This is a genomic window from Leptolyngbya sp. Heron Island J (assembly GCF_000482245.1).
Classification (GTDB): Bacteria; Cyanobacteriota; Cyanobacteriia; order Phormidesmidales; family Phormidesmidaceae; genus Leptothoe.
On sequence record NZ_AWNH01000047.1, the window covers coordinates 1 to 18,181 of the forward strand.

General features: G+C 46.5%; 16 protein-coding genes and 1 tRNA gene. 12 read left to right on the plus strand and 5 right to left on the minus strand.

The window, feature by feature from the left end; all coding sequences use genetic code 11:
• Positions 1-47 precede the first annotated feature (47 nt).
• Positions 48-1,697, minus strand: a complete 1,650-nt coding sequence (locus tag N836_RS53600) for an IS1634 family transposase (protein WP_031292849.1) — start codon at positions 1,695-1,697, stop codon at positions 48-50.
• A gap of 325 nt (positions 1,698-2,022) precedes the next feature.
• Complete coding sequence (locus N836_RS53605) at positions 2,023-2,484, minus strand: DUF1643 domain-containing protein (RefSeq protein WP_031292850.1); 462 nt, start codon at positions 2,482-2,484, stop codon at positions 2,023-2,025.
• 215 nt (positions 2,485-2,699) lie between these two features.
• Here N836_RS53605 and N836_RS53610 point away from each other — a divergent pair, with 215 nt between their 5' ends.
• Complete coding sequence (locus N836_RS53610) at positions 2,700-3,992, plus strand: MFS transporter (RefSeq protein WP_031292852.1); 1,293 nt, start codon at positions 2,700-2,702, stop codon at positions 3,990-3,992.
• Here N836_RS53610 and N836_RS53615 read toward each other — a convergent pair.
• Positions 3,993-4,065, minus strand: a tRNA-Arg gene (locus N836_RS53615).
• A gap of 49 nt (positions 4,066-4,114) precedes the next feature.
• Here N836_RS53615 and moaC point away from each other — a divergent pair.
• The 11 genes from moaC (at position 4,115) to N836_RS53665 (ending at position 15,628) form a co-directional block, all read left to right on the plus strand.
• Positions 4,115-4,642 carry a cyclic pyranopterin monophosphate synthase MoaC gene (moaC, locus tag N836_RS53620; RefSeq protein WP_023073091.1) on the plus strand — a complete coding sequence of 176 codons (528 nt, stop codon included), beginning with the start codon at positions 4,115-4,117 and terminating at the stop codon, positions 4,640-4,642.
• Positions 4,643-4,660: 18 nt separating this feature from the next.
• Positions 4,661-4,930 carry a hypothetical protein gene (locus N836_RS53625; protein WP_023073092.1) on the plus strand — a complete coding sequence of 90 codons (270 nt, stop codon included), beginning with the start codon at positions 4,661-4,663 and terminating at the stop codon, positions 4,928-4,930.
• Between the two features lie 97 nt (positions 4,931-5,027).
• Entirely contained in the window at positions 5,028-5,336 is a 309-nt protein-coding gene (locus N836_RS53630; RefSeq protein ID WP_023073093.1) for a DUF3181 family protein, read from the plus strand.
• A 468-nt stretch (positions 5,337-5,804) separates the two neighbouring features.
• Positions 5,805-7,238: a hypothetical protein gene (locus tag N836_RS53635; protein ID WP_023073094.1), complete on the plus strand. Its 1,434-nt coding sequence runs from the start codon at positions 5,805-5,807 to the stop codon at positions 7,236-7,238.
• Positions 7,239-7,467: 229 nt separating this feature from the next.
• The gene (locus tag N836_RS73375; protein ID WP_023073095.1) at positions 7,468-7,950 is read left to right on the plus strand and encodes a hypothetical protein; all 483 of its coding nucleotides are present in this window, start codon (positions 7,468-7,470) and stop codon (positions 7,948-7,950) included.
• A 148-nt stretch (positions 7,951-8,098) separates the two neighbouring features.
• Positions 8,099-9,520 carry an aminotransferase class I/II-fold pyridoxal phosphate-dependent enzyme gene (locus N836_RS53645; protein WP_023073096.1) on the plus strand — a complete coding sequence of 474 codons (1,422 nt, stop codon included), beginning with the start codon at positions 8,099-8,101 and terminating at the stop codon, positions 9,518-9,520.
• Between the two features lie 91 nt (positions 9,521-9,611).
• Entirely contained in the window at positions 9,612-10,208 is a 597-nt protein-coding gene (gene cbiT, locus N836_RS53650; RefSeq protein WP_023073097.1) for a precorrin-6Y C5,15-methyltransferase subunit CbiT, read from the plus strand.
• 406 nt (positions 10,209-10,614) lie between these two features.
• Complete coding sequence (gene hpsE, locus N836_RS76535; RefSeq protein ID WP_161634972.1) at positions 10,615-12,432, plus strand: hormogonium polysaccharide biosynthesis glycosyltransferase HpsE; 1,818 nt, start codon at positions 10,615-10,617, stop codon at positions 12,430-12,432.
• Between the two features lie 2 nt (positions 12,433-12,434).
• Positions 12,435-13,406 carry a hormogonium polysaccharide biosynthesis glycosyltransferase HpsE gene (hpsE, locus tag N836_RS53655; RefSeq protein ID WP_023073099.1) on the plus strand — a complete coding sequence of 324 codons (972 nt, stop codon included), beginning with the start codon at positions 12,435-12,437 and terminating at the stop codon, positions 13,404-13,406.
• 56 nt (positions 13,407-13,462) lie between these two features.
• Positions 13,463-14,410, plus strand: coding sequence for a glycosyltransferase family 2 protein (locus N836_RS53660; RefSeq protein WP_023073100.1), 948 nt, complete (start codon positions 13,463-13,465; stop codon positions 14,408-14,410).
• A gap of 60 nt (positions 14,411-14,470) precedes the next feature.
• A complete protein-coding gene (locus tag N836_RS53665) occupies positions 14,471-15,628 on the plus strand; it encodes a glycosyltransferase (RefSeq protein ID WP_023073101.1) in 1,158 nt (385 codons plus the stop codon).
• 228 nt (positions 15,629-15,856) lie between these two features.
• On the opposite strand, the gene N836_RS53670 is transcribed toward N836_RS53665, so the two are convergent.
• Together N836_RS53670 and N836_RS53675 are read right to left on the minus strand one after the other, a co-directional pair.
• Positions 15,857-16,576, minus strand: coding sequence for an SDR family oxidoreductase (locus N836_RS53670; RefSeq protein ID WP_023073102.1), 720 nt, complete (start codon positions 16,574-16,576; stop codon positions 15,857-15,859).
• A gap of 98 nt (positions 16,577-16,674) precedes the next feature.
• Positions 16,675-17,916 (minus strand): class I SAM-dependent methyltransferase, encoded by a 1,242-nt coding sequence (locus N836_RS53675; protein ID WP_023073103.1) that lies wholly within the window; start codon positions 17,914-17,916, stop codon positions 16,675-16,677.
• Positions 17,917-18,181 lie beyond the last annotated feature (265 nt).

The following is an 18,181-nucleotide window of genomic DNA, read 5'->3' on the forward strand; positions in this document are numbered from 1 at the left end:
CCGACATTCCGCCCTCTTAAGTGGCACATTGACAATAATGCGTTTTCTCAACAGAGTAAGTAGTAGGCTTGTGAAGCAGAGCCAAGGAAACGCAGAATGTTTCGGTGATTTTCGGTCAGATTTACGATCTGCTGTTGGCCATTAATACTGACCATATGAATGGCCATGAAACATTGAAAGACCCATCGTAGCGTCGGCGTTTCAGTCAGTTTACCAAGTTGGTTAGGCAGGGTTTCATGGGCAACTTTCAAAGCATTTCGAAGTTGTCGCTGGCCTAGATTATAGACCAGTAAACACAGGCCCATAATCATCCCCAACGCCATGATGCGCTCAGGGGATTTAAGAAAGACACTGGAGGTGAAAAATAATGGGTCTTTTAGAAACCGAAACCCTCGCTCGGTGCCCTGTTGCGCCTTATATTCGGAGAGAATCTCATCGGTTGAAAGGTGGATTGAGTCAGTGTCTGCCTCCTCCAGAGGGATCTCAGGTGATGCCAAGACATTGGTGGCCAGGATAAATCGTCCTGCTCTGCGCCGTTGCAGGGCGTCGGCCTCAGGGTCGAGTGTCAAGGTGGCCTGAACGTGATAGCTCACGGAGGTCGGTGGGGCGGTTTTGGCCGGTCGTCCGGGGTGGCCATAGTGAGCCTGTTTAACGATGTTAGAGTCCGTGATGAGATGGTAGTTTAAGGTCTTCTCAAACCGCTCTACTGCCTTCTGGGCATCCGCTTCACACGCAAACGGTTGATGGCTAAGACGGTCTAACTCAGTTTGTTTGCGTTGGGTGGATTTGGCGCACCGCTTCTCCCATTGTTTCAAGTCCGAGGCTTGACGGTGGCTCGATTCAACCACAATCCACCGTTGCTGTACATCGCCATAGGTGCAACACACCTCAGCGATGCGATACCCGTCGCGCTGACTGGGACGAAAAGCACTGTCGTCGATGTCTTCAATCAGGGCATTGGCTTGGGCCAGGGTTAACGGTACCCGAGAGATCCACCGCAAGCTTCCCAATTGCTGCACATTATCGGCACTGTAGAGCGCCGAATCGGCAACATGGACCCCTTCAAACTCCCATTGTTGCTGGAACTCGCCGAGGAGTCCGGCAAAGCGAGCTTTATCCGATTGATTCCCATCGGCCAGTTCGAGGAAGGCTGGGATATCGCCATCTCCCCAGCACACCAGATTCATCACAAACTGTTTCAAGTCAGGGCGATGGTCACGCGAATAGCCATGGCAGACTTGAATCGGCACCGTTGCGGCTAGGGAACCCGTATCAGTCGATTGTACATAGTCCCCAGACACACTCATCGACGTGGCATCTAAGTGGGCTCGCTCACAGCTAACGTCAAAGCGCTTGACGGCTTCCAGGCAAATGGCCAAAAACACAGATGTGATGCCCGTTTGATAGAGACGATCTAACACACGCCCTAAGCGATCATCATTCAGATACTGAGGCAAGACATCGGAGCCTAGCAGATGCTCGGTGGCTTTGCTTTCGAAAAACTGCTCGAACAAATACAACGGGGCAGATACAAACCCCAACCCATTCAAGATCATCGCTTTTACTGCTATCCCGGCGCTGATCTGCTCATGCGGATCTTGGCCAAGACACTCATTGATGGTCTCAACCACACCCAGCTCATCGACAATACCCGCGACGATGCCTAGATGGTCTACGGTTTGGACGACGATATCGATAAGAGGCTACCCTTTGCGACGATGTTGACGTGTATCATCGCTCATTATTCCAAATGTGACAATCCAGAGGGTGGAATGTGGGCTGGATGATTATGTAGGAGAGAAAACCGTCTTCAAGCTTGCTTTTAGTCCCAATGACCAGTATCCGATGGAGTGACCTTGGCTTCTGCCAGTGAGGATGGCACGGTTAAGCTTTGGCAGCTAAGGCGGGATGTGGGCAAGGTGTGAATTCGGGGAATGTGTTGATGTTGTAGCCCGCTTTGTCGATTGTCATAGAAACTTCGAGACCAGTGGCGATTTCATCCTAGTCAGGCTGCTTCAAACATTAACGCCATGGTTTAGGTTGGGTCGTGCGTTTGATATAGAGGGGATGACGCGGGTGACCAGAGCGATTACGCACCAGGTAGTAGAGTTTGTGATGGTAAGGGGCTAACAAATCCACCACAGTCTGGGCTCGGTTGCTCAAGTTTCCCCAGTTCCCCCAAGCCAAAATAACTTGATCAGCGGTTTCAGTCGCTTTGAGCAAATAGCTGTCATTCCCTTGACCAATGGGGTTAGCTGCTTTGATCAGGTTGGATGGTTGGGATGTGCGATAGGCAAAAAGGTTGACAATAGTTAAGTGGTTATAGCCCCACCGTTTTGCAAACTGTGAGCAGGCCCGAATGGTGGGATCGTCTGTTGCGGCATCTGCTGTACTGGGGTTGAGCATGATAAACGTAACTTGCCGGATGGGCTGATCTAGGGTTTGCCAAGTGTGGGTGAGGCAATACCGATATTGGTATGACATGTCAAAAGTGGCCGATCCGTCTTGAGAGTTCGTTACAATTGTTAATAATGCCTTGTCAGGAGAATCAACACTCTCATCGTTCCTAGAGTCAAGGCCTTCAGTAGTCATTGAGCTCGGTGGGTTTATGGTTTTATGCAGGGTATTGACGCGTTTCCGCCTGTTTACTGTTGGGCCCGCGATAACTGATAGGTGCCTCATTCCTTAAGGAGCATATTTTGAACGTATTTGCCACAGTCGAGCTGTCCCTCAGACGAAACTTAGTTGCCATGTTCGTAGCTGGGCTATGTTTTTGGGCTGGGCTAGCCGGGTTGCTGCCTGTTTTACCTTTATATATTGAACAGTTTGGTGCGACGGGGCAGCAGATTGGTTTTGTCATGGCTAGTTTTGCCGTCGGTTTATTGACGATGCGTCCAGTGATGGCTCGAATCACCGATGAACGGGGTCGTAAGCCAGTGCTTGTCATCGGTCTGGTGGCGATTGCTGTGGCTCCCCTACTCTATTGGTCTGTGCCTTTCTTGCCTGCTGCTATCTGGCAGGTCTCATTTGGGAGTTATGTTGGGCGGATAGACTCAGCCATTGTGTTTTTGATGGTGTCTAGGGCGTTCCATGGCCTGAGCATTGCTGCATTTGTGACCGCCTACAGTGCGCTAGTGGCAGATTTCGCTCCCCCTGGTCAGCGCGGCGAACTGATTGGCTATATGAGCTTAGTGAATCCCATTGGGATGGCCATCGGCCCTGCCTTAGGGGGCTATTTGCAGGCTGGGTCAGGATTTTCGCAGGTATTTATCGTGATGACCATTCTGGGGGTGGTTGGATTGGGGTGTGCCATTACCATTGCAGAGCCCCAACGCGAGGTCATACCATGCCGACGTCGTACATCCTTTTGGGCCTCGTTGTGGATGCCAGCAGTACGGGTGCCAGCGATGATTTTATTGTTGGTTGGGCTAGCGTTTGGTGCTTTAGCAACTTTCGTGCCGCTATATGCCCGTGAGTCAAATTTGTCTCTCAATATTGGGTTGATCTATACGGCGTCTGCGTTTTCTAGTTTTGGTATTCGCCTGTTAGCTGGTAAAGCTTCGGATCGCTATGGTCGTGGTCCGTTTATTACCTTAGGACTACTGTTTTACTCAATATCTATGGTTGCCCTGTGGTTGGCCCAAAGTGAGGTGGCGGTGCTACTGGCGGCAGCTTTACAAGGTATGGGCGGTGGCATGTTGATTCCGATGATAGCGGCGCTGATGGCCGATCGTTCAACACCGGCTGAGCGGGGGGTAATGTTTGGACTATGTTTGACCGGTTTTGATGTGGGCATTGCGTTAGCCGGTCCGGTGATGGGGCAAATTGCAGATTTGACCAGTTATCGAGATATTTTTGGCATATCAAGTTTGATGACTATCCTAGGAATAGCCATTTTCATCACTACGTCTAGCAAAGACCTTAACCACTCAGTGCGGTTTGCTCTAAGAGGCGGTAAAGATCTATATGCTGTGCCACATTCGACACCTTAACGAGCCTGGAGGGATTCGAACCCCCGACACCCTGGTCCGTAGCCAGGTGCTCTGTCCACTGAGCTACAGGCTCTAACAGGATTAAACTGTAACACACTGTTGATACGCTATCCAAAATTTATATGGCAATTTTTCAGTGCAATGGGCAACCAGTGATTTTTCAAGCTCGACAGCCATCTCTTAGTCATCTGGATGGAGGGGGGGCGGCTCATATGGTGGATGTGGCTGACAAACCGATAACTCAGCGTGTGGCGGTGGCTGAGGGATATTTACGGATGACCCGTGAGACGATGGCAGCGATTCAGTCTGGTAATTTGCCTAAGGGAGATGTATTGGGTACTGCTCGGGTTGCGGGGATTATGGCAGCTAAACAGACGTCGAATTTAATTCCGTTGTGTCATCCCCTGCCACTAAAAAAAGTGCAAATTGATATTGCAGCAGATAATAGGCGGCCGGGATATCGAATTGAGGCCATGGTGAAAACGCTGGGTCAGACTGGTGTGGAAATGGAGGCCTTAACGGCGGTTTCTATAGCGGCGTTAACGCTGTATGACATGGCAAAGGCGTTGCAAAAGTCTATGCAGATTGAGGATATTCGTTTGCTTAGTAAAACTGGGGGTAAATCGGGAGATTATACTAGGGAGTTATGAGATATTTTTTGGTGTTTTATGCCTCCTAAATGGCCACGTAAACCTGATCGTGCTGACCCAGAGTATCGCAAGCTAGGGGATCGAATTAATTTTGCGGTGCATGTGGCGGCGTTTACAGCTGTCAATTCAACTCTGTGGTTTTTCCATGGATTTATGCCGGGTACTTTATTGTGGTTGCCTAAGTTGACGTTGCCTTGGTTAGGGATTTTGGGTGCCCACGGTGTGTGGCTGCTTGCGATCGCATCCTACTCTGCACCTGAGACAACCTCAGACAAGCCATCGTCATAAATTGAAAATTTTGTTAATGCATTTTACGAACGGTTCATTTCCGTAGCCAGACCTTTTACCCTAATGCAAGAGACTTTCCTCTAAAAAGAGAATTACCATGGCATACCCTGGTGCGGCAGCAGTCATTGAAGCCTTAGCGGCGGATATTGGCGACACGGTTTACATCGATGTTGCTAAGTGGCATTTGTATCTGCGAGATACCTCGTTGCATACTACCCTGGCTGAAAAATTTTATCCGATGGTGACCGACAGTGATTTGTCTGAAACTGGTGTGGTCGAAGTTTTGCAAGACATTACTGTCAAGTTAGGTGGTGGTCGTCGCTCTCTTCCTTTAAGTGATTTAGTGCCCATTCAATGTCAAGTAGATTTGCTTGACCTGTTAGAACGTCATCGTAGTGAGATATAGCTCTCAATTATTTGGGTTTTCGGCTGAAACTGCTATTCGGTTGAAGCAGTTCCGAGTGCTTGGTTCAAATAAAGGTCCCTTCACTCGAAATAGGTAGTTGATTGTTGCTGGTCTTTTGGAAGATTGAAGCTGAAAAATGCTGGTGCAGATCAATCTTGCTAATTCGATGTTTCTCTTCAATCAGCAATGGCAATAGCTGCTTAAGTATGGTGTTTTATGTCCATTTTCAATCTCTGTGCCCACACTTGGTAATTGATGAAAACTAGTTAGGATCTCGTATTAAACAATGGAATCCATAGGCTTCAATCTAGACCTGATATGCCATTAGATTAGGGTCGCTTAAATTGCTGTTGAATTTCGAGGTCTACCCTAGACTGTAAGGGGGGAAACGTTGAATGAAAAATCGCTTTAACGCGCCATATTTGGCGTGTGTCTATTTGAGTTGTTTACCAGGATAGGGAAGCATCTGTGGACGCTAACGTTTTATCACTTTTTAATCAGCCTTTAGCTATAGCTAACGATTCAAGCGCCGATCCTTTAGGCGCTTTTGTAGCATTACTACCAAATATCGATTTTGATAGCTTGATCGCAGATATTACAGATATTGTGAATGATGAGATCGCAGATGTTGATCAAGTCGTTGATTCAACTACTTCACTGGTGGTGGAGACTCTAACGAATCTTGGCGTTGATATTGAAACTGTCGATGTCAGCGATGTCGTTGAGGATATTGTGAACTTCATCGCAGAACTGCCCGAAGATGCGACGATTGCCGATGTTCTGAGTGATGTTGTGGACTTTTTTGAAGTGACACTGCCATCACTATCAGACGATGAACTGTTAGAGCTGTTGACTGATGTCAACGACCTCATTAGTGAGATCGCTCCCAATCTCAGTCAGCTATCCATTACGCCATTTCTAGAGCAAGGGGTGGATTTTGTAGAAGACCTGATCGATAGCACAGGCACCATCACAATTGATGGTCCTAATTTGTCAGGAGAATTAACCCAGGACGGGATAACGCGTTCGTTCACCATTGGGTTAGATGACGCCTTTGATGATCTGCTGGAAGATGCCAGCGATTTTCTAGCAGGGATTACGGGTAGCGCCAGTTTGAGTGACGGTCAATTCACAGGTGATGTCACCATTGATGGCAATGACTATGCTTTGAGTCTGGATATCACTGAGGCTTTGACGGACAACCTAACCAGTCTGTTTACCAGCGCAGATGTGACGTTACCCTTTGCCAACGGCATCCTCAATGTTGATATCGATACAGCCCTTGGCGACTTTGTCGGCACGATCGATTTCGCAGGAGGGGATCTTGACCTTGATTTAACAACGCCGTTTGGAGATCTAGATACCAGCATCGAATTTCCTGAGGATGCTCAGTTTGAGCTACCCGATGACATGCTTTCAGGGGTTGATGCTGAGCTAGATTTGAGTGCAGGTGTTGTGCGTGTACCCATTTCTAGTGTGCTTCTGGCTTTACCGCTTGAGGCCTTCTCAGGAGAACTGTCTCTATCGGAAGGCTTAGGGTCATTTACAGCCGGTTTTGATGGTCTGCCGATTGATGATTTCTCGACAACCTTTGAGGTGGGGCCTCTGGCTAGTCAACTAGCAAGTGCGTTGACTGAAGATCTAAGTGGTGAGCTGACAATTGATGCAGGTGAAATTGCTGGCAATATTGTTAGCGACTTTGGGGAATTTGAAGTGGCAGCCTCCTTTGATGACCTCATCCTACGGGCCAGCAGTGTAATCGATTCCACCACTGGAGCATTGACCCTACAGGATGGGATTGCATCTATCAATCTTGATACATCCCTTGGCCAGCTTTCAGGCGCAATTGCTTTGTCAACAGTGGAAGATGTTTTGACCAATGCATCTAATTTACTGGCCTAACAAAATAAATGTTGGCTCATAAACCAGTGGTTATTGGTTCTGGAAAATATTGTCCGGCTGTCTGCTTTGGTAGCCGGATTCCTTTTATCCATAGAACTTTCAGCATAATAAAGAGAAAAACTTAAGTGACATCTTTATGAAACTTAAAAAAATAAGTTTCTGAGAACGGCTAGTAAAAGTTAATATAAAAGAACCTAATGGCTACCATTCGTTACATTAAGAAGGAAATATGGCTGGATTTTTTGGACTTTTTGGCGGCAAAAAAAACCAAGGCCCTCAATCGAAGGAGGCTTTTTTCTTAAGTGAAGACGAGGCTAAAACCTTCGGTGATATTGACTTCATGCGCAAGGAAGTTGTGATTCGTCGCACCTTTGCCAAGAAGAAGGGTCAGGAAGAAGAGATGGAAAGTGTGAAGAGTATCTCTTCTGGCACAAGTAAAACGGTCGGTGAAGCTGTTAAGCCTGCTGCTGCCCCGAGCTTTGGTGTATCTAGCTTCAGCACGCCTGCACCTGCGGCTCAGCCTGCCTCCCCTGCTTATGAAAAACCGGCTCCTCAAGCTGACCCTGCGCCTGCAGCTCAGCCTGCTTCCCCTGCTTCTGAAAAACCGGCTCCTCAAGCTGACCCTGCACCTGCAGCTCAGCCTGTAGTTCGTCGAGATACTGACACTGGCATGGATATGTTCCGTGACATGGCTAAGAAGATGCGCCGATAGGTCACTGATTGTTCTGCGCACCCTTGTGGTGGGTAATTTACTGGTATTACATTAGTTTCTTGATTCTTGATCAGTTGTGAGCACTGGGGTTGAACTAACCTCGGTGCCTTTTTATGGTTGAGTTCTTCTGTCGTGTGTTCGATTGGTTATGTGGTCCCAAGCCTGTGCTCCACTGGTTGAGGCTTTGCGTGATTGTGCTCGATGTCAGCGGGCTGCGTTTTATACGCCTGGGCATAAAGGCGGACAAGGGATATCGCTGTTACATCAGACTGTCTTTGGCGACGATATCTTTGCATTGGATTTGCCCGAGCTGCCAGAACTGGATGATTTATTTGCGCCAGAGTCAGTCATTTTGGAGGCTCAGCAGCTAGCTGCTGAGGCTTTTGGGGCTGAGCGTACTTGGTTTTTGGTGAATGGTTCTACCTGCGGTGTTGAGGCGGCATTGCTGGCTACTTGTGGGCCAGGGGATAAAGTCATCGTGCCGCGCAATGCACATCAGTCGGTGGTATCTGGGCTGATTTTATCGGGGGCAATGCCGGTGTGGATAGCGCCTATGCATGACCCAGAATGGCAGCTTGCTCTGGGCTTGAATGTGAATATGATGGCGTCTACGCTCAGTCAAAACCCTGATGCTAAGGCGGTGGTGGTGGTGTCGCCAACCTATGAAGGTGTCTGTAGCGATATTGAGGCGCTAGCAGCTGTTGTTCATGAATATGGCATCCCACTGATTGTGGATGCTGCCCATGGTCCTCATTTTGGGTTTCATTCTGAGCTGCCGCCGTCGGCCCTGAGTAGTGGTGCCGATATTGTGATTCACTCGGCCCATAAAGTATTAGCCGCATTTACTCAGGCGGCGTTGCTCCATGTGCAGGGAGAACGATGCGATCGCAACCGCTTAAATCAGGCGCTGCGCATGACTCAATCCAGCAGTCCTAGCTATTTACTCCTGGGCTCCCTAGACGCTGCCCGGCATCAAATGGCAACCCAGGGCCTGGCACTGATGGAGCAGACCCTAAGCCTGGCGAATTCTGCTCGCTATCGGTTACAAGATAGTCCCCTACCTGTCTTGGATGTGTCTGCAGGGGGGATCTTTCAACAAGACCTGACTCGGCTGACGGTTGATGTATCGGCCATAGGAACAACCGGCTTTGCCGCCGATGCCTGGCTACATGAACGTGGTGTGACTGCTGAGCTACCGACGCTGCATCAGCTTACCTTTATCATCAGTCTGGGAAATTCAGAGCAAGACATCGACCAGTTGATCTATGGACTCAAACAACTGCCAACTAGGACAGCTGCCGTTAAATCTCAGTCATATTTTTCGATGCCAGTAGTTGGGATGTCCCCCCGTGAGGCCTTTTTTGCTCACACGAGTGACTGTGCGGCAGACGAGGCGGTTGGTCGCTTTAGTGCGGATACAGTGTGTATCTATCCACCGGGTATTCCTAATCTGATGCCGGGAGAGCTGATCACAGCAGACATATTAAATAACTTAAAGATGGCCCAAAGGGCTGGAGCCCATTTGAGCGGTTTGATGGACCCCACACTACAAACCCTCAGAGTTTTGTAGGCTCAAGTGCGCTTCTGCCATTAACCCCTAGCCAGCCTTCAAGAACAGCGTTATCCTCAGGCTATTCCAGCGTTTTAAGGCAGAGATCTCCATGGAGCCCCTTTGGCCCTATGCTACCCCCGGTATTCCTGACCGCCTGTTTGAACAATTACCCGGTATTCCCATGAGCCAACGGGAAGTGCGGTTGGTGCTGCTCAGTGCTCTCAAGCTGGGGCCTCAAGCGGTGCTTTGGGATATTGGTGCCGGTACTGGGACAATTGCGGTAGAGGCAGCGCTGCTGTGCCCTCAAGGTTCTATAGTTGCGGTGGAGCGAGATCAAGATGTGGCAGCACTGATCAAAAATAACTGTCAGCGGTTTGGAGTACCTAACGTTGATGTCGTCGTGGATAATGCACCTGAATGCTTTGACAGCTTACCCCACATCCCTAATGCAATTTTGGTAGAGGGGGGGCGAGACCTAAAACCTCTGCTATCCCACGCCTGGGACAAATTAGCACCCCATGGGCGGCTAGTGGCGACTGCAGGTAATTTTCAATCACTCTACGCGATCTCTGAAAGTTTTGCAGATCTCCAGGTGCGCAATATTGAAGTGGTACAAACTGGTGGCAGTCGCTTAGAAACTCGTGGCTCTAATCAAGTTTTGAAACCGATTGTGCCCATTTTTATCCTCAGTGGTGAAAAATTTTAGCTCTGTCAAACTGTGCCCTGTGAATGACTTGATTACATCGAGCAAGAGGTCTAATTAGATACTGGAGGTATACAGAGGTCAATTTTTGACCAAGCGTTTTGTGAAATGATGATGGCCTGTGCTTTCCTTGACAATATCTGGAGTGGTCGGTCAGTAACTTTCCTTACGCTGAGCTGTATGCTGTAATAAATTTGGGGATAATTGAATTGATATTTTTCGATTCATATATTTTAAGCCAATATTTATCTGAAGTATCTGTTTCCTTGTTAACGTTTTTCGATGCACGCTCCTGTAATGGTCTGGTTGCTTCATAGGAGTTTGTTAGGATGACTTGCTCTCTCCAAAGCGCCAGATAGATTCATGGGAGTTGTGTCTATGTCGCTACAAAAACCTTCGGTTTTTAGTCATGATGACTGTTGATTTTCAACCGAATAAGGTGGCTGGGTCTTCTATGGTGCCTCAGCGAGCCTGTTTGGATATTAGTGTTGTTATTCCTACCTACAATGGTGCTGAGCGTATTCCCCAGGTACTGGCTGTGCTCAAACAGCAAGAGAATCTAGATAGATTTACCTGGGAAGTGATTGTCTGTGATAACAATAGTTGCGATCGCACCGCTGACATTGTTGCAGACTACCAACGCCTATGGTCTCAAGAGGTGCCGCTGCGCTACTGTTTTGTGGCTGAGCAAGGAGCTGCGTTTGCCAGACAGCGAGGAGTTACAGAAGCCAGAGGGCACATGATTGCGTTTCTGGATGACGACAACATCCCGGCTCTTGATTGGTTAAGCAATGTTTATAGATTTGCTCAGGCCAACCCCAGCGCTGGCGCATTTGGTAGCCAAATCCATGGTGATTTTCAGGGAGTTTTGCCCCAAGGTTTTGAACAAATTGCCTGTTTTTTAGCCATTGTTGAGCGTGGTAGCCAGCCTCATCTCTATCAGCCAAAGTCTAAAATTCTACCACCTGCAGCAGGCTTAGCCGTGCGTCGGTCTGCTTGGCTGGATGCGGTACCAGAGCGTTTATTTTTAAATCACAAGGGCAAATCAGCGGGCTTAGCGAGTGAAGATCTAGAGGCGTTACTGCATATTCAAAAAGCAGGTTGGGAGATTTGGTACAACTCCGATATGGTGATTACTCATCAAATTCCTGAAAGTCGCCTGCAACGAGAGTATTTAGTCTCTCTCCTTCGCTGTGTGGGTCTCAGTCGGTCTTACATCCGGTTCTTAGGAGCGAAAAATTGGCAACGACTTTTTAAGATGCCAGCCTACGTGGTCAATGATTTACGAAAATTGGGACTCCATTGTATTAAACATGGGTTGCAACAGCATGATCTCAATCTTGTTGCAGCTTGTGAACGAGCCCTACTCCTCAGTACAGTGGCCAGTCCTGTTTTTCTGTTAAAAAAAGCGTCCCAGGACTGGTGGCAAAACTGGCGAGATAATATAGAGCTACCTGAGCGTCAGCTATGGTTGCGCCGGTTGACGGATACCTTTGAAAAGCGTCAGCTAGAGCTATATCAACAGTCTGTTATTATGCTTGACCCAGTGGCGTCATCAACTGTTAATGAGATAACAGGTTTGCCACACTTTGAGATCTTGTTGAGACTGCGGCAAGAATCTTCTGAACATCAACCTGTTTCTCCTAAGGTCTTCTTTCCTACGGCAGAACGTTATGGTTTGATACGTACCCTGGATCGACGAGTTGTTCAGCAGCTGTGTGAACTCTTAGGACCACGACCGCTAGAGGCGGTTTATTCTTTAAATCTCTCGGCAGTCAGTGTTGCTGATCCTAGCTTTCCTAACTTCTTAGAGGAGCAGTTGCAACGTAATCGAGTGATTCCCCAGAGTCTGTGCTTTGAATTGCCGGTATCTGCTGTAATCAATGCCTGGCCACAGTCTAAGAGTCTGATGGAGCGGATGAAACACCTGGGTCTACGGGTGGCTATTGATGATGTGAGTGATGGGGAAATCTTTAATCACTCAGGTGCGCCTCTGCTGATTGACTGTTTGAAGCTGAGTCAGACGGCGGTGGCTCCTGGCTCTCGACAGGATGATGATGTCTTGACTGATTTGATTCAGCTCAGTCGACAACATCATGTGCAGCTGGTGGCTAAAGGAGTGGAAACCCAGGCTGCCATAGATCGGTTACAAACGCTTGGTATTGCTTATTTTCAAGGTTACCAATTTTCAAAACCGGTTCCCTTTATTCAGGATGTTGCTGCCTAACTATGGTTGATTTTACAGTTGTTATTCCTACGTATAATGGTGCCCAGCGATTGCCAAGGGTATTGGATGCATTGCGATCGCAAATAATCACCGACCTGACGTGGGAAATCTTGGTGGTAGACAATAACAGCACTGATACAACAGCAGCCGTAGTGAAGCAGTACCAATCTAATTGGCTAGACGCTGTGCCGCTACGGTCTGTAACCGAGTCAAGACAAGGACTAGCCTATGCCCGTCAGTGTGGTGTCGAAACTGCTGACGGCCTGTGGGTTGGTTTTTTAGATGACGATACCGCTCCCGATCAAAATTGGGTGATGGCAGCCTATGGTTTTGGTGAGCAGCATCCCCGTGCGGGGGCCTATGGAGGTCAAATTCATGGTGAGTTTGAAGTGCCACCACCTGAGAATTTTGAGCGGATAAAGTCTTTTTTAGCCATTAAAGAACGTGGTCCTGAGCCTCACCTCTATCAGCCTGAGGTGTTGATATTACCCCCAGGAGCAGGGTTAGTCATTCGTAAGCAAGCCTGGCTCGAAGCAGTGCCAGCGCAGCTACAGCGTACTACCCGCGGTGGAAATGACTTTGAAATCTCAATTTGCATGCATCGTCAAGGATGGGAAATTTGGTATAACCCAGAGATGCATATTTATCACCACATTCCTAAAAAACGACTAGAGCGGGAAGCATTAATTTCTTTGTCTCGTACAGTGGGCAGCTGTATTTGTGAGCTGCGTTTGATCAACGTCAGCACGTTGCAAAAACCTGTGATTGTCAGTCGTATTTTAGTGGGCAATTTACGACGTGTAATTCAGCATGTGCTCACTTATCGCATGCAAATCAAGCACGATGTTGTATTAATGTGTGAACTAGTTTTCTTTATTGCAGGTTTTATGAGTCCATTCTATTTGTTGAAGAAAACCCTAGTAAACACTACTCTTTTCTCGACATTATCTCAGGCAACTGCTCAAGGACAGTGACTTAGAATTGCTCATAGAAAAAGCTCAGAACAACAACTATACGCCTGAACTGATGTATGATGCCTCTGATTTCCGTCGTTATTCCTGCTTATAATAGTGAAAATACTATTGGTGCAACTGTCAGATCTGTCCTGTCACAGACGATCGAGGACTTTGAAATCATTGTCATTAATGATGGTTCACAGGATGGTACTTTAGAGCAATTAAATGAGATTTCTGATGCTCGCTTAACTGTTTTATCCTATAAAAATTCTGGAGTGGCTGTTAGCCGTAATCGGGGGATTGCAGCTGCCAAGGGTGAGTATATTGCCTTTTTGGATGCTGATGATTTGTGGGTGCCGGAAAAATTGGCCTGTCAATATCAAGCTTTAGAAAATGTGTCTACAGCTGCAGTGGCCTATAGTTGGACAGACTATATTGATGATGAAGGCTCTTTTTTACGCTCTGGCATGCGCCCATCTTTTAGGGGAAACGTTTACCAAAAGTTGTTGACGTCTAATTTCTTAGAATGTGGCTCTAATCCACTAGTACGACGTTCGGCATTGCAGCATGTGGGAGGGTTTGATCAAGAGCTGCCACCATCGGAAGATTGGGATATGTGGTTGCGACTAGCAAAGTCCTATGAGTTTGTTCTAGTGCCGTTGCCTCAAGTTCTATATCGAATTTCAACCACTTCAGCCTCTTTTAATCTGGAAAAGCATGAGACCTCAAAAATAAAAGCCCTTGAGAAAGCTTTTAAGGAAGCACCTCCTGAAGCCTATCTTCTCAAACGTCAGTGTATGTCAAACTTCTACCGTTATCTCACATTTAAAGCTTTAGATACTTCAATTGATTCGATATCTAATCGGCATCGAGGATTTTTAGCAGCTCGTTACTTCTGGTTGTCCTTAAGTCATTATCCTAGGGTTATTCGTGAACCTAAAATTATGCTTTCAACCCTTTTAAAGATCTTTTCTTTAGTGATCATGCAGAAATCTCTGAATGCATCAAAGAGTCAAACTTAATTAGCTGGTTGATGCTAAGAACGTCCGTTTTTTATTCTTATGGGTTACTAAGAGGATTCAATGGCGATTTCTAAAAAACGATTAAAGCTGTGCTTATATGGCAATGTCTATGGTGCATATCGTTCTCAAAATCTTATTAAAATCCTTCTTGACGAAGGTTATCGAGTGGCCTGGGTACTGCCGGAATTCTATCAAGAACGTGGTTTAAAGAAAACCTTGGCAACCAAAATTGCCCATAAGATTTTCGGTTTTTATATCACTATAGATTTATTGATTAAGGCATTGCTATCAGATGTCTTATATGTTTTACCTGTCAATGCCCAACTGATTAAAACAGCTCTATGGATTTCACAACTCTGTAAGACTAAACTAGTTGTAGAAATGCATGTTTCACTGTACGACTCTCTGGTGAAAGATCAGCAGACAATTGCTCCTGGTAGTAAGGATGCAAAAGAGCTGATGGCTTTGGACATTCTTGCTTTAACAAAAGCTGATTACCTCATTTATCTAGCTCAATATGAAATGGATCATTGGGCTAACCTACTCAACGTTAAGGTTAATAATCCCAACAAGTTTATTTCGCCACTGTTTACTGAACCAACTGATGCCTGCAAACGAGACTATCAACGTCAAACACCATTACGTATTTGTTGGTGGGGGACTTTAATTGCTTTGCATGGTGTGGAAACCATGATTGAGGCGATGGCTTTGCTGAAGGCTCAATCGTTTCCATTTACTTTCCATATGTTTGCGATTCCACCAGCAGGACAAGGTTATCTGCTGGATCAGTATAAAAATCTGATTCAAGAGAAAGGACTCAGCGACCATGTTTTTATTCGTCCTGACCTAAGATTTGCAGATGAATCGCTACCTAATTATTTGGTTGAAAATTGTGACTTAGCCTTGGGAATCTTTGGCAAATCGGGTCGTGCTCTTGCTGGTATACCGACCAAACTAATTGATTCATTAACATTGGGTTTACCGACATTGACAATGGCTGCCCCAGCTTTAGACGAGTTCTTTGATGTTTCAAACGATCTATGGACTTGTGAGCCTAATGCCGAGTCGCTGACACAAAGCATATTGGCAATTGGCCATGATAAGGTTCAATCAGTCGATTGGCAGCAAACACGTAGTAAGGTGCTGAACACATTTAGCCTAGAAAGATACAAAAAAGTTGTTGACGAAGTTTTGCGTCAGATTGCAAGCCAGTTATAAAATGCCTCTTCTAATTTTCTGTTGGAAGACATTTATAGTGACGTCGAAATTAGAGATTTTGATTGTCGATGGCAGTGATAGTGAGTGGTAAGTCAAATATCCCTCAGCTTTAGGGTCTTGGTGTGTTGACATGTGGAGAGTATTACCTGCCAGGCCGAGTCGTTGAAAAAGTTGTCTAACCACTTGCTGAGCATGATGCTGATTGTGGATAAGGCTGATAGCGGTTGGTTATTTCTTTAGTGGGATTAACCTTAAATCGGTGACTGTGGCAGTTTTTGGCAGGCTCAGGGTGTGCAGAATGCTGGCGGCTACATCTTCTGGTTGCATCAGGTTTTCTGGGACGTAGGGTTTATCTTCTAAAGCATGTACCTGGGCTTGCATGGGGCTCGCTGTCCGTCCTGGATACACACTTAAGACGCGAATGCCCTGGGGATTGATCTCTTCTCGTAAGCTGTCAGCAATCGCTTTTAGTGCATGCTTAGAAGCGGCATACTGACCTACGCTACCTCTGGCTGTTAAGCCTACGGTCGAATTGATGAAGACAATCTGAGCTTCAAAGGTAGGCATTTTGGGCAGTAACGATTGGGTGATCCAGTAGGGGGCACGCACATTTACCTGATACTGATAGTCTAGCGATGTCAGGGAAGATGCTGCTAAAGTTCCCATGCTAAATGTGCCTGCACTGTGAATCAGCATATGGATTTGTTTGAGAGGTGCGATCGCATTCAGCATTGTCTGAACTGATGCATCATCTGCTAGATCTGCCACATAGCGAGATACCTGGGCACCATAACTGTTAGCCTGATCGGCAACAGCGTCAAGAGCAGTTTGATTTCTACCAATCAAACAGAGATTGGCACCCTGCTGTGCCAACGCCAGTGCTGTTGCTCGTCCAATGCCACTACTCGCACCTGTAATTACAGCAATCTGATTTTCAAAATACTTCATGAGTATGTCTCAGTTAGTTAGCATACCTGACATAAGCATGACCTTGTCATACCTGAGCAGGTCATGACAAGGTCTATGGCGCTAATTCTGTTGTGAGGTTAGGCATGCACCTCTACTTCGGGAATTGGTATGACAAACTTTCCTCCCCATTCACGAACTCCCTCCATCTGAGTCATAATCTCATCCTTTAAATTCCAAGGCAAAATCAAGACATAATCAGGTTTAGTCTCAAAAATGTGATCGGGTGCAAAAATGGGAATGTGGGTACCCGGCAAAAACAATGATTGTTTATGGGGATTACGATCTACGGTGTAGTCGATGAAGTCAGTGCCGATACCGCAGTAATTTAGTAGAGTATTCCCTTTGGCCGGAGCACCGTAGCCAGCGATTGTCTTTCCCTGCGCTTTGGCTTCAATCAAGAAATGTAATAGCTTGCGTTTAGTGGATTTGATATGGTCTTCAAAATTTAAATACGTCTGAATATCTGTTAACCCTGCCTCGATTTCAGTTTGTTTCAGGAGATCAACTCGCTCTGTGGTTATGTGAGTAGTATCTTCCATATGACAGCCATAAATGCGTAAGGAGCCACCATGGGTAGATAATTCTTCCACGTCAAATAGTCTTAAATCATGATGCGCAAAAATCTTCTCAACAGCCAAAAAAGAGAAATAGGAAAAGTGTTCGTGATAGATAGTATCAAACTGGTTGTTCTGGATCAGTTTGAGTAGATGAGGAAATTCGACAGTAATAATTCCCTGTGATGCCAGGGCGATCTTCATCCCTGCCACGAAGTCATTCAAATCAGGTACATGGGCTAGTACGTTGTTCCCTAATAATAAATCTGCTTTCTTGTATTCAGTTACTAAATCTTTCGCAGTTTCAACACCAAAGAACTTAACCAAACTAGGAATGCCTTTCTTCTGTGCTACTGCCGCCACGTTGGGTGCAGGCTCTATCCCGAGAACGGGAATGCCCTTTTCAACAAAGTACTGCAAGAGATATCCATCATTACTGGCGATTTCCACCGCCAAGCTGTTTTTATCAAGCTTAAATCGTTCGATCATTTGGTCAGTGTAAGTCTTGCAATGACGCAACCAGTTGTCAGAATAGGACGAAAAATAAGCATAATCACCATCTCCAAAAATATGGTCGGGAGACTCAAATTCTTCGAGCTGGACAAGCAAACATTTATGACAAACGTAAGCATGTAGAGGATAAAATTTCTCTGCCTGCTGCAGCTGATTTTGGGTCAGATAGTCATTTGAAATAGGGGAGCCACCAAGATTAGCAAAAGTATGCTGAAGGCTCGCGTTACAAAATCGACAAGATGAACGTTGCATCGAATACTCCCTTAATCTTTTACTTAATGCTCAAGCGCTTTTAATACTGAATATAAAGCCCATTAGTTGATTCTCTTGCCTTTACCGGGAGACTTTGACTGATAGTTGTCCTTGCCAAATCAGCAACTGCATGATTTGAGCATGCTACCTTAGCTAGTCTTGGATAGGTAAACCACGTCTGACCCGGTTTGTAGACTGTGAACCGCTCTGGTTCTGTTGGTTATTCAGCCCTCGAAACTAACAAACGCTTCATCTCAGAGATTTC